Consider the following 13,442-nt stretch of genomic DNA (forward strand, 5'->3'; position numbering starts at 1 on the left):
CGCTCTGGCCTGGCGCAGGAAGTTCGCCTCCTCCGACCTGACCACCGTGGGGGGAGCCCGCTGATGCACTGCCTGGACTGCTCCGGCATCGGGGCGCAGGTCGCCGCGATCGGTGTCTGCGCGCAGTGCGGTGCGGCCGTGTGCCCTGTTCACTCCGAGGTCTCCGAGCAGCTCCTCACCTGTACGAAGCCGGTCTCCCGCCCGGTGGCCACCGAGCCGCCGATGCGGCGGCTGCTGTGCGGCACGTGCGCGGCGGCGCACCGCGCCCACGCGGTGTGCTGCCCGCAGACCGCCCACACGGTCCGCACCTCATGACGAGCGCCCGGCGCACGCCGGTGGTGATCGTCGGCGGCGGCCAGTCCGGCCTCGCCGCCGGCTACCACCTGCGCCGCCTCGGCGTGGACTTCGTCATCCTCGACGCCCAGTCCACGCCCGGTGGTGCCTGGCAGCACACCTGGGACTCGCTCCACCTGTTCTCCCCGGCGGCGTTCTCCTCCCTGCCTGGGCGGCTCATGCCGCCGCAGGCGGGCCAGGAGTATCCGGACGCCGGGCATGTGGTGGCCTACCTGCGGGACTACGGAAAACGCTACGAGCTGCCCATCGAGCGACCGGTACGCGTCTCCGGGGTGCACCGCGAGAGCGGGCTCCTCCGGGTGGAGACCGATTCCGGCACCTGGCACACCGAAGCTGTGATCAGCGCGACCGGCACCTGGTGGCGCCCCTTCCTCCCCGCCGTATCCGGCCGGGCCGACTTCGGCGGACAGCAGTTGCACACCGTCGCGTACCGGCGACCGCAGGACTTCACCGGCCGCCGCGTCGTCGTGGTCGGCGGAGGCAACTCCGGCGCCCAGATCGCCGCCGACCTCGCATACGACACCCAGCTGACGTGGGTCACCCAGCGCCCGCCGCTCTATCTGGCCGACGACATCGACGGCCGGGCCCTCTTCGATGCCGCCTCCGCCCGCCGCCGGGCCCTCGACGAGGGCCGCACCGACACGGGAGGCGTCGCCTCGCTCGGTGACATCGTCGCCGTACCGCCGGTGCGGGAAGCCCGCGACCGCGGACTGCTGAAAGCCGCCCCGATGTTCAGCCGCCTCGTCCCCGGCGGCGTCGAATGGGCCGACGGCACCCGGGCCGAAGCGGACACGGTCATCTGGTGCACGGGTTTTCGGCCGGCCCTCTCCCACCTTGCCCCGCTCGAACTCCGAGGCCGACGCGGCCACATCGCCACGACAGGCACGCGCGCTGTGGACGAGCCGCGTCTGCACCTGCTCGGCTACGGCGACTGGACCGGCCCCGCCTCCGCCACCCTCATCGGGGTCGGACGTCCTGCCCGTGAGGCCGCCCGCGACATCGCGTCCTTGCTCGCGTAGAGGGCCCGGCAGCAGACCCGCGCCTGTCCCACCTCAGGGCTCAGATCAGGGTCTGGGCGGCGTACAGGGCACCGAGTGCTGTCGCGAGGGTGCCGAGCAGCATCCGCAGGGCTCGTTCGGGCATGCGGGGTTGGAGGCGGGCGCCGAGATAGCCGCCGATCAAGCCGCCGGTGCCGCAGGCCAGCCCGAGCCACCATTCGGGGGCGACGTCTCCGGCATGGACCAGCGCCAGCACCGCGTAAGCGGCGGCGCCGACGACGGAGGTGGCGAATGTGGCGGCGAGCGCGGCCGGGGCGACGCGTGCGACGGGCAGGCCGCGTCCGGCGAGGATCGGGCCGAGGAGCGAGCCCCCGCCGATGCCGTAGATGCCGCCGACGATGCCGACCGCCAGGGCGAGGCCGGTGAGCGTGTGCGGGGTCAACTCGCGTGCGGGGGGCTGCCGGTGGGCCGGGGCGAGGGTGCGCAGGCACAGCCAGAGGCCAAGGGGCAGCAGCAGGGTGGCGATCAGGAGCCGGAAGACGTCCGGGCCGGGGAGGGCGAAGACGCGGATGGCGGCGCCGATGACGACGCCGGGCAGCGTGCCCAGCACCAGGCGTCGGGCGAGGTCGCCGTGCAGGGCGCCGTCGTTGCGGTAGCGCCACAGGGCGCCAGGTCCGGCGACGACGTTGAACAGCAGGTTGGTCGGAGTGACGGCCGGGTTGGGCACACCGAAGACGCTCAGCTGGACCGGGAGGAGGAACACCGCTCCGGACACGCCGACCGGAGCGGTCACGGTCGCGATCAGCAGGCCGGCGACGAGCCCTCCCGGCACCGTCCAGTCCACCGCCGCCCCCGCGTTCCCTGCCTCGTCGATCGACTGGCCAGTATCGGCGCCCCGGAGGGCAGCGGGGCGGTCTGCAACGAGATGTTCATGTGGGCCCGGGGTCTTCGCCCATCGAGCGGTACCTGCCGAGCTGTCCCGTCCGTGTGCTGTTCGCGGTGGTCAGGCCGCGGCCGGCGCGACGGTCAGCAGCATGCCCATCGCGGCCAGCACCGACGGCTCGACCCGGTAGTACACCCACGTGCCGCGCCGCTCGGAGCTGAGCAGGCCGGCCTCCTTGAGCTTCTTCAGGTGATGGGACACGGTCGGCTGGGACACTCCGACATCGGAGATGTCGCACACGCACGCCTCACCGCCCTCGTGCGAGGCCACGGCGGAGAACAGGCGCAGCCGCACCGGGTCGCCGAGCGCCTTGAACATCCGCGCGGCCGTCTCGGCCTCCTCCGCGGTGAAGGGGCGTTCCGTCAGCGGCGGGCAGCACGACGCCCCGGCCTCATCGGCGTCCAGCAGCGGCAGCACCCTCGTGTTCGACATGCATCTATGTTGACACATGTCGAACCAGTGGGGCGAGGGCCTCCGTCGCCTCCAGTGCCACGGACCGCAGCCCTCATCCGTGAAGGGGGCGCGCCCTTTATTTAGTTCGATGAATGTCTATGTTGACGCTCATCGATACAGGTGCCATGCTGGGCCGCACAAGCCATCGATGAACGTCGAAACAAAAGGGGAATCTCGTGGCCGTGTCCATCACCACCGTGCCCACCACCGACCAGCTGCCCGTCGTGGTCGTCGGAGCCGGCCCGATCGGCCTGGCCGCCGCCGCCCGCCTGGTCGAGCGCGGCCTCGAACCGCTCGTCCTGGAGTCCGGGCCGTCAGCCGGCACCGCCGTACGGGCCTGGTCGCACGTCCGGCTGTTCTCCACCTGGGGCGAGGTCGTCGACCCGGCCGCCGAGAAGCTCCTCGCCCCGACCGGCTGGGTCCGCCCCGACGCCACCGCCTACCCCACCGGCGGCGACTGGGCCGAGCAGTACCTGCAGCCGCTCGCCGACCTCCTCGGCGACAAGATCCGCTACGGCGCCACGGTCACCGGCGTCGCCCGCGCCGGACGTGACCGCATCGTCGACTCCGGCCGCGACGAGCAGCCCTTCACCGTGCACCTCCGGTTCCCCGACGGCCACGAGGAGCGGCTCACCGCCCGCGCCGTCATCGACGCCTCCGGCACCTGGTCGACCCCCAGCCCGATGGGCGCCGACGGCCTGCCCGCCCTCGGCGAGAGCGGGGCAGCCGAGCGCATCTCCTACCAGGTCCCCGACCTGAACGACCCGGCCGTACGCGCCCGGTACGCGGGCAGGCGCACCGCTGTCATCGGCTCCGGCGCCTCCGCCTTCACCGCCCTCGCGTACCTCGCCGATCTCGCCAAGGAAGAGGACGGGACCCACGCCGCGTGGATTCTGCGCCGCGGCATCGGCGCGAGCACGTACGGCGGCGGCGAGGCGGACGAGCTGCCCGCGCGCGGCGCCCTGGGCCTGCGCGCCAAGGCAGCCGTCGAGGCCGGGCACGCGAGTGCGGTCACCGGTTTCCGTACACAGGCTGTGGAACGCGACGGCGACCGACTCGTCCTCGTCGCCGAGGACGGCCGCCGTCCGGACCCGGTCGACGAGGTGATCGTCCTGACCGGCTTCCGCCCCGACCTGTCCTTCCTCTCCGAACTCCGCCTCGGCCTCGACGAACGCCTCCAGGCCCCGACGGCCCTGGCCCCCCTCATCGACCCGAACCTGCACTCCTGCGGCACGGTCTACCCGCACGGCGTGAACGAGCTCTCCCACCCGGAGCAGGGCGTCTACCTGGTCGGCATGAAGTCCTACGGCCGCGCGCCCACGTTCCTCGCCATGACCGGCTACGAGCAGGTCCGCTCCATCGCCGCCGCCCTCGCCGGGGACCAGGAGGCCGCCGAGCGCGTCGAACTCACCCTCCCGGAGACGGGCGTATGCGGCGGCGCGGGCCTCTTCGACGAGCCGGAGAACACCGAGCAGACCGGCGGCGGCTGCTGCGCCGCCCCGGCCACCCTGCAGATCGGCACCGGCACCCCTGTAACCGCATCCGGCGCCTGCTGAACTCCCCATCCACACAAGGAGATTCGTCATGACATCCCGAGTACAGCTCGCCCTCCGCGTCCCCGACCTCGCCGCATCCATCGCCTTCTACAGCAAGCTCTTCAACACCGAGCCCGCCAAACTCCGCGACGGTTACGCCAACTTCGCCATCACCGAGCCCCCGCTCAAGCTCGTCCTGATCGAAGGAACGGCGGACGAGGAGACCCGCATGGACCACCTCGGCGTCGAGGTCGAGACGACCGAGGCGGTCCACGCCGCCACCGCCCGCCTGGGCGAGGCCGGCCTGCCCACCGACGTGGAGAACGACACCACCTGTTGTTACGCACTCCAGGACAAGGTCTGGGTCCACGGCCCCGGCCAGGAACCCTGGGAGGTCTACGTCGTCAAGGCCGACGCCGACTCCCTCGCCAAGCAACAGGACAGCACCTGCTGCGCCGCCCCGGCCGAGGCCGACACCGCCTCGAAGGAACCGGCCACCGCGGGCGGCTGCTGCTGATCCGCCGACGACCGACCTCCACACCAGCGAGGCCGCGACCGGAACAGGGGACCGGTCGCGGCCTCGCGCGCGTGAGCTGTGGCCCGAGGCCGAAGCTGAGGGAGTGCAGGGGCTAGGACAGGGGCTGCGGATATGTCAGTTCCCCATGTTCGGCAAGGGAGAGATTCCTCCTCCTCACAGGACGGATATCCGGTGCGAGGCTGTGCGGCGTCCGTACTGCTCGGGGGTCGTCGCACTCCGCTCTGGAAGAGAACTCCGCCACATGTCACTCTCGACCCGCGATCGCTCCAGCAAGCTTCCTTTTGTCGTTCTGGTGCTCGCCGCCGGGACCTTTCTGATGGGCACCACCGAATTCGTCATCGCGGGCCTGCTGCCCGAGATCGGCGACGATCTGGGCGTCAGCGTGGCCCATGCCGGCCTGCTGATCACGACGTTCGCGGCGGGCATGATCGTCGGGGCGCCGGTGATGGCGATCGCGACGCTGCGCCTGCCGCGGCGGTCCACACTGGTTCTCGCGCTCGTCGTCTTCGCCGTCGGCCATGTGGTCGCCGCGCTCAGTTCGTCCTTCGCGGTCGTGCTCGCGGCCCGGTTGGTGACCGCACTGGCCACGGGTGCCTTCTGGTGCGTCGGGGCTGTGGTGGCGACGACCGCGGCGGGGCCCGCGTCGACTTCGCGGGCCCTGGGCCTGCTGCTGGGGGGAATGACCCTGGCCAATGTCGCCGGTGTACCGCTGGGCTCGTGGCTGGGCCAGGTGTCGGACTGGCGAGGGCCGTTCTGGGTGCTGGCCGCCCTGTCGGCCGGTGCCGCGGCGGTCATCGGCCGGTTCATTCCTGACGAGGAGCGGCGCGAGAGGCGCTCCGTGCGGGCCGAGTTCGCCGTGCTGCGTCAGGGCCGGCTCTGGCTGGTGCTGAGCGCCACCGCCCTGCTCCTGGGAGGTGTTCTGGCGACGTACACCTACATCTCGCCCCTGCTCACCGAGCGCGCCGGGATTCCCGCAGGGGCGGTGCCCCTGGTCCTGACCGGTTACGGTCTGGGCGCCCTGATGGGCACCACGGTCGGCGGACGCCTGGGTGACCGTCGGCCGCTCGCCACGCTCATCACGGCCGCCGCCGCGAGCACGCTGGTCCTGTTCCTGCTGGTGTTCTTCTCCACGAGCCCGGTGGCAACCGTGGTGCTGGTGACGGTCATGGGGGTGACGGGCTTTGTCGCGGCCCCGGTGCTCGGCGCGCTGATCATGCGCTTCGCAGGTTCCGCGCCCACGCTGGCCTCCGCGCTGGGCAGTTCGGCGTCCAACGTGGGGATCGCCATCGGCTCCGGATTGGCGGGCGTCGCCCTGACCTCGTCCCTGCGGCAGGCGGGGCCACCGCTGGTCGGCGCGCTGGCTGCCGCACTCACCCTCGTACCGCTGACCGCACTCGCGCTGATGCGCGCCACCCGTTCCGCCGTACCGCTTCCCAGGACAGGAACGAACGCGGATCAGCCGGTCGAGACAGGCCATGGGCCCATGGCCTGAAGACGAGGAACCGATCCACCGGTCGCTCCCGCAGCGGCGGCCAGGCCCGGCGCGGTCAGCGGAGGGGGGAGGAGGCCGGCAGGTTCTGGTCGGCGGCCCAGGAGGAGAGGATCCGTAGCCGTTCGTGGGTGGGGGAGCCGGGTGCGGCGGTCCAGACGGTCAGGTGCTGGTCGGGATCGGTGTTGGCGGTGAGGGTGTCCCAGTCCAGGACGAGCTCACCGACGACCGGATGGTTGAGGGTCTTCGTGCCCACCGTGCGCGCCGCGACGCGGTGATCGCCCCACCACTGGGCGAACTGCTTGTCCCGCAGGGACAGTTCACCGACCAGCTCGATCAGACGAGGATCCTGGGGATACTTCGCGGCTTCCATCCGCAACTGTGCCACGGCGATGTGGGCGGAGGTGTTCCAGTCCGCGTACAGGGTGCGCATCGCCGGATCCGTGAAGATGATCCGCGGGTAATTGCGGTGCTTTTCCGCGACCCGGGAGAAGTCGGTGACCAGCGCGGCGGCCAGCGCGTTCCAGGCGAGGATGTCTCCGCGCCGGCCCTGCACGATGGCCGGGGTCGCGGTGAGGTCGTCCAGGACGCGCTGCAGCTGCGGCTGGACCTTCTGCCTGCTGCGCGGCCGGGTGCGGGTGGTGGTCTTGCCCGCGAGCTGGAAGAGGTAGCCCCGCTCGTCGTCATCCAGATGGAGCACCTGGGCGAGCACGTCCAGCACGGGCGCCGATGCCTGCATGCGGCCCTGTTCGAGCCGGGTGTAGTAGTCGGTGCTGATGCTGGCGAGCTGGGCGACCTCCTCGCGGCGCAGCCCGGCCACCCGGCGGGACGTGCCGGTCTCGGGCAGTCCGACCGTGCGGGGGCTCAGCTCGGAGCGGCGCTTTTTGAGGAATTCTCCCAGCTCATTGAGGGGAGCGTTGGCGGTCATGCTTCCCAGCATGACACCGGTCGCACCAGGGGAAGGGGGGAGAATTTACTCCCTGGATGTTCCCTTCCCAGGATGAATTCCTCCGCTTTTCGTGCCTGCCCCCGCGTGTGAGGCTCGATATCGAGCAGCCGATCGCGATCACGGATTGCGATTACCGATTACCGATTACCGACTACGGTCACCGGCTGCGGCTCACCGACCACCGACCACCGACCCTCGCACCGAAGGAAGCATCCCCATGCGCGGAGCAGTCATCTACGCCCCTGGCGACGTGCGCTTCGAGAACCTCGACGACCCGAAGATCATCAACCCCACCGACGCGGTGATCCGCACGGTCGCCACCTGCGTGTGCGGCTCCGACCTGTGGCCCTACCGCGGCGCGGAACCCATCGGTGACCCGCACCCGATGGGCCACGAGTACGTCGGCATCGTCGAGGAGGTCGGCAGCGAGGTGGCCGACGTCAAGCCGGGCCAGTTCGTGGTCGGCTCCTTCGCCACCTCGGACAACACCTGCGTCAACTGCCGCAACGGCTGGCAGTCCAACTGTCTGCACCGCGAGTTCATGTCCACCTGCCAGGCCGACTACGTCCGTATCCCCAACGCCCACGGCACCCTCGTCGCCACCCACGAACACCCGGGCGCCGAGCTCGTTCCCGGCCTGCTCGCCGTCTCCGACGTGATGGGCACCGGCTGGTACGCCGCCCTCGCCGCCGAGGTGAAGCCCGGCTCGACGGCAGTGGTCGTCGGTGACGGAGCGGTCGGCCTGTGCGGTGTCATCGCCGCCAAGGAGCTGGGGGCCGAACGCATCATCGCCATGAGCCGTCATGAGTCCCGGCAGAAGCTGGCAGTGGAGTTCGGTGCCACCGACATCGTCGCCGAGCGCGGCGAGGAAGGCATCGCCCGCGTCAAGGACCTCACCGACGGCATCGGCGCGGACTCCGTCCTGGAGTGCGTCGGCACCGCCGAGTCGATGCGACAGGCCCTGCACTCCACTCGGCCCGGCGGCAACGTCGGCTTCGTCGGCGTCCCGCACGACGTGGCGATCGACGGCCAGGAGCTGTTCTTCTCCCACGTCGGCCTGCGCGGCGGCCCCGCACCCGTACGCCGCTACCTGCCCGATCTTGTCGACCGCGTCCTGTCCGGCCGGATCAACCCGGGCAGGGTCTTCGACCTCACCCTGCCGCTGGACCAGGTCGCCGAGGGCTACAGGGCGATGGACGAGCGCCGCGCCATCAAGGCCCTCCTCAAGCCCTGAACAAGCCCTGAGCGCAGGGGCGTCCACACCCGGAGGCCGCGCCCAGGAGGCGGGGCGGCCCGGACCGGAACCCCCCTCACTCACCCAAGGACTCACCATGACGACGGCCGAGCCCCTGCCGGACAGCCTCAGGACGACCCCGTGAACCCGACACGCCTTCGCGCCCTCCTCCGCGTGGCCCCGGCCGCCGCCCTCCTGCTGGTCGCGACCGCCTGCGCCAACGATTCCCCGTCCTCCTCCCCGTCCTCCTCTTCCCCTTCCTCCTCCGAGCCCGCATCGGCTCAGACTTCGGCAACTCCGGCCGCCACCACCACCTCGCCCGGCAGGACCACCGCCATGAACATCCGCCTCACGCTCAACGGCCGCCACATCTCAGCCACCCTGAACGACAGCGCCACCGCCCGTGACCTCGCCGCCCAGCTCCCGCTCACCCTGTCGTTGCGCGACCTCAACGAGGCCGAGAAGATCGCCGACCTGCCGCGAGAGCTGTCCACCTCCGGCGCGCCGGAAGGCGCCGACCCCGAGGTCGGTGACCTGGCGTACTACGCGCCCTGGAACCAGCTCGCCACCTACTACCGCGACGCCCCCTACGCGGCCGGCCTGGTCCTCCTCGGGCACATGGCCGACGGCGGCACCGAGCAGCTCGCCACCGCCGACGAGATCACCATCGAAGCCGCGCCCTGACCGGCCCGATCACTCATCCCTCGATTTCCCAGCGCGGCCCTCCCACGCGCGTACGAGGCGACGAACCCGCGCAGGTGCTCTCGCAGCGCTGACCCGAGCCCGGATCCGCGTACGGGCCTCGCGCGAAAGTGCCCCCGATGGTGTCGGCCACCCGCTCCTGACGGAGCGTAAGGGGGAGGAAAGTCTCCCTGCCACGCGCGTTGCCGGTGGTGCCAGACTCCCGAGGTGACCAGTCGCCGCTGCCGAAGCGCGCGGTTGCCCGGTTCCCCGCGGTGACGACGATCCGCTCTCCCGTCCCGCTCTGTGTACGGCCGATCCGTCCGCGATACGAAGGCGTACGTATGTCCACTGAACTCTCTGAGCCTGCCGTTCCACCTTCCCCCGGAGCCGGCGAGTCCTCCCCGGCGCCCAGTCGGCGCACCTTCATCGCCACCAGTACCGCGGTCGGTGGCGCTGTCGTCGCGGGCGGAGTGATCGGAGGGTCCTCCCTCGCCGGCCCGGACGAGGCAACTGCCGCCGAGGGGCCGCCGTCCAGCCGGGTCTCGCTGGCGGTCAACGGCACCCGCCGGACCGTGACGGTCGACAACCGCACGTCGCTGCTTGACCTGTTGCGTGAGCATCTGGGGCTGACCGGTTCGAAGAAGGGCTGCAACGCCGGGGCTTGTGGGGCGTGCACGGTCCTGGTCGACGGGCAGCGGGTCAACTCCTGTCTGACGCTGGCGGTGCGCCTTGAGGGCGCCGAGGTCACCACGATCGAGGGCCTGGCCGACGGGGACCAACTCCACCCGCTCCAGCAGGCGTTCGTCGACGAGGACGCCTTCCAGTGCGGCTACTGCACCCCCGGCCAGATCATGTCCGGGGTGGGCTGCATCAAGGAGGGGCACACGGACACCGCCGAGGAGATCCGGGAGTGGATGAGCGGCAACATCTGCCGCTGCGGCTGCTACGTGAAAATCGTGCGGGCGGTCCAGCAGACCGCCGGCCGGAAGTGAGGAACCGCCGACATGCATCCCTTCTCCTTCACGAAGGCCGCGAACACCGGTGAGGCCCTCAACGCAGGCCGCAGCGGCGGCCGTTACATCGCCGGCGGCACGACCCTCGTCGACCTGATGCGGGAGACCGTCGAGCGTCCTGGGACCCTGGTCGACATCAGTGACCTGCCGATGCGTGAGGTCAGGGTCACCGAGCGCGGTGGCCTGCGCATCGGCGCGCTGGTGCGGATGGCCGAGGCCGCCGCCCACCCCAAGGTGCGCTCGCTGTACCCCGTCATCTCCCAGGCGCTGGAACTGAGCGCCTCCGCCCAGCTGCGGAACATGGCGACCATCGGCGGCAACATCATGCAGCGCACCCGCTGCACCTACTTCCGTGACGTGAGCGCCGACTGCAACAAGCGTGAACCGGGCGCCGGTTGCGCGGCGCGGGGCGGCGTCAACCGCACCCACGCGATCCTGGGCACCTCCGACTCCTGCGTGGCCACCCATCCCTCCGATGCCGCCGTGGCCTTCGCGGCGCTGGAGGCGGCCGTCCACCTGCTGGGCCCGGACGGGGAACGCCGTATCCCCTTCGCGGACTTCCTCCTCAGGCCCGGCGACACTCCGAACCGCGAACAGGCCCTCCGGCAGGGCGAGTTGATCACAGCGGTTGAGATCCCGGCGCTTCCGCGCCCGCTGAGGTCCGGCTACCTGAAGGTGCGCGACCGCCAGTCCTACGAGTTCGCCCTGACGTCGGCGGCCGTGGCGCTGCACGTACGCGGCGGGGTGATCCAGGAGGCGAAGGTCGCCGCCGGGGGAGTGGGCACGGTGCCGTGGAAGCTGCCCGCCGTCGAGCAGGCCCTCATCGGCGAGCGTCCCTCGGACCGCCTGTGGGCCGAGGCCGCCGGGCACGCGGCCGACGGCGCCCGTCCCCTTCAGCACAACCGGTTCAAGGTCGAGCTTCTGAACCGGACTGTGGAACGCCAGCTGCGCACCGTAGGAGGTATGAAGTGAGCCCCCAGCCGCAGGCAGCCGTCGGTGCCCCGCTGTCCCGCGTCGACGGACGGCTGAAGGTCACCGGCAAGGCGCTGTACGCCGCCGAGAGCGACGTGGACGGGGCGGTGCACGCCGTGATCGTCGACGCGAGCATCGGGCGCGGCCGCATCACCTCCGTCGACGCCCGTGACGCCGAACAGCACCCTGGGGTGTTGCGGGTGATCAGCCACCGCAACGCGCCGAAGCTGCCGTACCGCGACAACCCGGGGTCGAACAATCTCCCCGGGCGCAGGCTGCGGATCTTCCAGGACGACCGGGTGCTCTTCCACGGCCAGCCGGTCGCCGTCGTGGTGGCGACCACGTTGGAGGCCGCGCAGCACGGCGCGAGCCTGGTCAAGGTCGAGTACGACGCCGAACAGTCCTCGACCGACCTGCACGAGGCCGCACCGGGCGAACCGACGCCCTACGCGCGCGGCGACGCGGATGCCGGGCTGCGCGACGCGGCCGTACGCCTGGACCTGACCTACCAGTTGGCGCGCAACCACCACAACCCGATGGAACCGCACGCCACGATCGCCCGCTGGGACGGCGACAAGGTCACCGTCTGGGACAAGACCCAGTGGGTGATGGGCACCCGCGACGAGATCGCCGCTGTGTTCAACCTGCCGGCGGCATCGGTGCGGGTCATCAACCCCTTCGTCGGCGGCGGTTTCGGCAGCGGGCTGCGCTGCTGGCCGCACACGATCGTCGCCGCCCTGGCCGCGCGGGAGACGAACCGCCCGGTCAAGCTCGTGCTCGACCGCCGCCAGATGTACTTCGGCACTGGCTTCCGGCCCGCCTACGCCTACCGGCTGCGTCTCGGCAGCGACCGGCGCGGCCGGCTGTCCGCCGCGATCCACGACATCGACGCGGAGACCTCGTCGTACGAGACGTTCACCGAGGCCGTCATGGGCGCGGGGCAGATGCTGTACAGCATGCCGAACGTCAGCCAGGCGTACCGGCAGGTGCCGCTGGACGTGAACACGCCGATCTGGATGCGCGGCCCGGGCTTCGCGTCGGCGTCGTTCGTGATCGAGTCGGCGATGGATGAGCTCGCCCACCGGCTCGGCCTCGACCCGATCGAGCTGCGTCGGCGCAACGAACCGTCCGAGGACGAGTCGAACAACCTGCCGTTCTCGACCCGGCGGCTGCGTGAGTGCTACACGGTCGGTGCCCGGGAGTTCGGCTGGAACCGCCGCAACCCGAAGCCGCGCTCCACGCGGGACGGGAACTGGCTGGTCGGCCTGGGCATGGCCGCCGGGGTCTACGATCCCGGACGTTTCCCCGCCCAGGCCCGGGCCCGCCTCGATGCCGACGGCACCGCCGTGGTCGAGGCGGCCACCACGGACATGGGGCCGGGCACCTACACCTCCCAGACCCAGGTCGCCGCCGACGCGCTCGGGCTGACCATGCGTACGGTCACCTTCCGGCTCGGCGACTCCCTGTACCCGCCGACCGGCCCGCACGGCGGCTCGGCGACCATGGCCAGCGTCGGCACCGCCGTCGTCGACGCCTGCGACCAAGTGCGGCGCCAGGCGGTCGAACTGGCTGTCGCGGACCGCGAATCACCTCTGTACGGAGTGCCGGCCGGCGAGGTCGTCGTGCGCAACGGGCGCCTGCATGCGCGAGACACCCCGGCGCGCGGTGAGACGTACCGCAGCTTGCTGGCCCGCCACGACCGCTCCCACCTGGAAGCACACGGCACCTACACCGGGCCACCGACGCCCCAACGGGACTCCTACCACGCCTACAACGCCACCTTCGCCGAGGTCGCCGTCGACGCGACCCTCGGCCTGGTACGGGTACGGCGGATGCTCGGGGTGTACGACGCGGGCCGCATCATCAGCCCCAAGCTGGCCGAGAGCCAGGCGTTCGGCGGCATCGTGGGCGGCATCGGCACAGCCCTGCTGGAGCACACGGTCACCGACCACCGCGACGGCCGGATCGTCAACGCCAACCTCGCCGACTATCTCGTCCCCGTGAACGCCGATGTGCCCGAGGTCAGGGCGATCTTCCTGGATGGTGAGGACAACTCGGGCAACGCGCTGGGGGTGAAGGGGCTCGGCGAGGTCGTCCAGGTGGGTGTGGCGGCCGCGATCGGCAACGCGGTCTTCAACGCCACGGGCCGCCGGGTCCGTGAACTGCCCATCACCGCCGAGGCGTTGCTCTGAGCCGCGTGCCCGGGCCGCTGCACGGCGGCAGCGGCCCGGGCACTTCGTCCTCGTCCGGCAGTCGGTCCCCTCGTCAGGCTGCCGGACC

At 71.3% G+C, this 13,442-nt stretch carries 13 protein-coding genes; 10 read left to right on the forward strand and 3 right to left on the reverse strand.

What is annotated here, in order from left to right; genetic code table 11:
* Positions 1–63: 63 nt before the first annotated feature.
* Both ACH4TV_RS44490 and ACH4TV_RS44495 read left to right on the forward strand, forming a co-directional pair.
* Positions 64–315: a DUF2180 family protein gene (locus ACH4TV_RS44490; RefSeq protein WP_398407145.1), complete on the forward strand. Its 252-nt coding sequence runs from the start codon at positions 64–66 to the stop codon at positions 313–315.
* Complete coding sequence (locus tag ACH4TV_RS44495; protein ID WP_398407146.1) at positions 312–1,373, forward strand: ArsO family NAD(P)H-dependent flavin-containing monooxygenase; 1,062 nt, start codon at positions 312–314, stop codon at positions 1,371–1,373. The genes ACH4TV_RS44490 and ACH4TV_RS44495 overlap by 4 nt, the downstream gene beginning before the upstream one ends.
* A gap of 40 nt (positions 1,374–1,413) precedes the next feature.
* On the opposite strand, the gene ACH4TV_RS44500 is transcribed toward ACH4TV_RS44495, so the two are convergent.
* Together ACH4TV_RS44500 and ACH4TV_RS44505 are read right to left on the reverse strand one after the other, a co-directional pair.
* Entirely contained in the window at positions 1,414–2,196 is a 783-nt protein-coding gene (locus tag ACH4TV_RS44500; protein WP_398407147.1) for a TSUP family transporter, read from the reverse strand.
* A 159-nt stretch (positions 2,197–2,355) separates the two neighbouring features.
* Positions 2,356–2,727, reverse strand: a complete 372-nt coding sequence (locus tag ACH4TV_RS44505) for an ArsR/SmtB family transcription factor (protein ID WP_398407148.1) — start codon at positions 2,725–2,727, stop codon at positions 2,356–2,358.
* A 203-nt stretch (positions 2,728–2,930) separates the two neighbouring features.
* On the opposite strand from ACH4TV_RS44505, the gene ACH4TV_RS44510 reads away from it, so the two are divergent.
* From ACH4TV_RS44510 to ACH4TV_RS44520, 3 genes are all read left to right on the forward strand, one after another.
* A complete protein-coding gene (locus tag ACH4TV_RS44510) occupies positions 2,931–4,304 on the forward strand; it encodes an NAD(P)-binding domain-containing protein (RefSeq protein ID WP_398407233.1) in 1,374 nt (457 codons plus the stop codon).
* A gap of 28 nt (positions 4,305–4,332) precedes the next feature.
* A complete protein-coding gene (locus ACH4TV_RS44515; protein ID WP_398407149.1) occupies positions 4,333–4,800 on the forward strand; it encodes an ArsI/CadI family heavy metal resistance metalloenzyme in 468 nt (155 codons plus the stop codon).
* 262 nt (positions 4,801–5,062) lie between these two features.
* The gene (locus ACH4TV_RS44520) at positions 5,063–6,313 is read left to right on the forward strand and encodes an MFS transporter (protein WP_398407150.1); all 1,251 of its coding nucleotides are present in this window, start codon (positions 5,063–5,065) and stop codon (positions 6,311–6,313) included.
* 55 nt (positions 6,314–6,368) lie between these two features.
* On the opposite strand, the gene ACH4TV_RS44525 is transcribed toward ACH4TV_RS44520, so the two are convergent.
* Positions 6,369–7,250 carry a helix-turn-helix domain-containing protein gene (locus tag ACH4TV_RS44525; protein WP_398407151.1) on the reverse strand — a complete coding sequence of 294 codons (882 nt, stop codon included), beginning with the start codon at positions 7,248–7,250 and terminating at the stop codon, positions 6,369–6,371.
* A gap of 226 nt (positions 7,251–7,476) precedes the next feature.
* Here ACH4TV_RS44525 and ACH4TV_RS44530 point away from each other — a divergent pair, with 226 nt between their 5' ends.
* From ACH4TV_RS44530 to ACH4TV_RS44550, 5 genes are all read left to right on the forward strand, one after another.
* Positions 7,477–8,493 (forward strand): zinc-dependent alcohol dehydrogenase family protein, encoded by a 1,017-nt coding sequence (locus ACH4TV_RS44530; RefSeq protein WP_398407152.1) that lies wholly within the window; start codon positions 7,477–7,479, stop codon positions 8,491–8,493.
* A gap of 141 nt (positions 8,494–8,634) precedes the next feature.
* Positions 8,635–9,177: a cyclophilin-like fold protein gene (locus ACH4TV_RS44535; protein ID WP_398407153.1), complete on the forward strand. Its 543-nt coding sequence runs from the start codon at positions 8,635–8,637 to the stop codon at positions 9,175–9,177.
* Between the two features lie 341 nt (positions 9,178–9,518).
* On the forward strand, positions 9,519–10,169 hold the full coding sequence (locus ACH4TV_RS44540; RefSeq protein ID WP_398407154.1) for a (2Fe-2S)-binding protein: 651 nt from the start codon (positions 9,519–9,521) through the stop codon (positions 10,167–10,169).
* A 12-nt stretch (positions 10,170–10,181) separates the two neighbouring features.
* On the forward strand, positions 10,182–11,162 hold the full coding sequence (locus ACH4TV_RS44545) for an FAD binding domain-containing protein (protein ID WP_398407155.1): 981 nt from the start codon (positions 10,182–10,184) through the stop codon (positions 11,160–11,162).
* Entirely contained in the window at positions 11,159–13,354 is a 2,196-nt protein-coding gene (locus ACH4TV_RS44550) for a xanthine dehydrogenase family protein molybdopterin-binding subunit (RefSeq protein ID WP_398407156.1), read from the forward strand. Before ACH4TV_RS44545 ends, ACH4TV_RS44550 begins: the two co-directional genes overlap by 4 nt.
* Positions 13,355–13,442: the final 88 nt, after the last annotated feature.

The sequence above is a fragment of the Streptomyces sp. NPDC020898 genome, from assembly GCF_044333925.1.
Classification (GTDB): Bacteria; Actinomycetota; Actinomycetes; order Streptomycetales; family Streptomycetaceae; genus Streptomyces.

Bases quoted from the DNA above. Each gene is read 5' to 3' on its own strand.
- ACH4TV_RS44490 (WP_398407145.1), top strand. From the start codon at position 64: ATGCACTGCCTGGACTGCTCCGGCATCGGGGCGCAGGTCGCCGCGATC.
- ACH4TV_RS44495 (WP_398407146.1), top strand. From the start codon at position 312: ATGACGAGCGCCCGGCGCACGCCGGTGGTGATCGTCGGCGGCGGCCAG.
- ACH4TV_RS44505 (WP_398407148.1), bottom strand. From the start codon at position 2,727: ATGTCGAACACGAGGGTGCTGCCGCTGCTGGACGCCGATGAGGCCGGG.
- ACH4TV_RS44515 (WP_398407149.1), top strand. From the start codon at position 4,333: ATGACATCCCGAGTACAGCTCGCCCTCCGCGTCCCCGACCTCGCCGCA.
- ACH4TV_RS44520 (WP_398407150.1), top strand. From the start codon at position 5,063: ATGTCACTCTCGACCCGCGATCGCTCCAGCAAGCTTCCTTTTGTCGTT.
- ACH4TV_RS44525 (WP_398407151.1), bottom strand. From the start codon at position 7,250: ATGCTGGGAAGCATGACCGCCAACGCTCCCCTCAATGAGCTGGGAGAA.
- ACH4TV_RS44530 (WP_398407152.1), top strand. From the start codon at position 7,477: ATGCGCGGAGCAGTCATCTACGCCCCTGGCGACGTGCGCTTCGAGAAC.
- ACH4TV_RS44540 (WP_398407154.1), top strand. From the start codon at position 9,519: ATGTCCACTGAACTCTCTGAGCCTGCCGTTCCACCTTCCCCCGGAGCC.
- ACH4TV_RS44545 (WP_398407155.1), top strand. From the start codon at position 10,182: ATGCATCCCTTCTCCTTCACGAAGGCCGCGAACACCGGTGAGGCCCTC.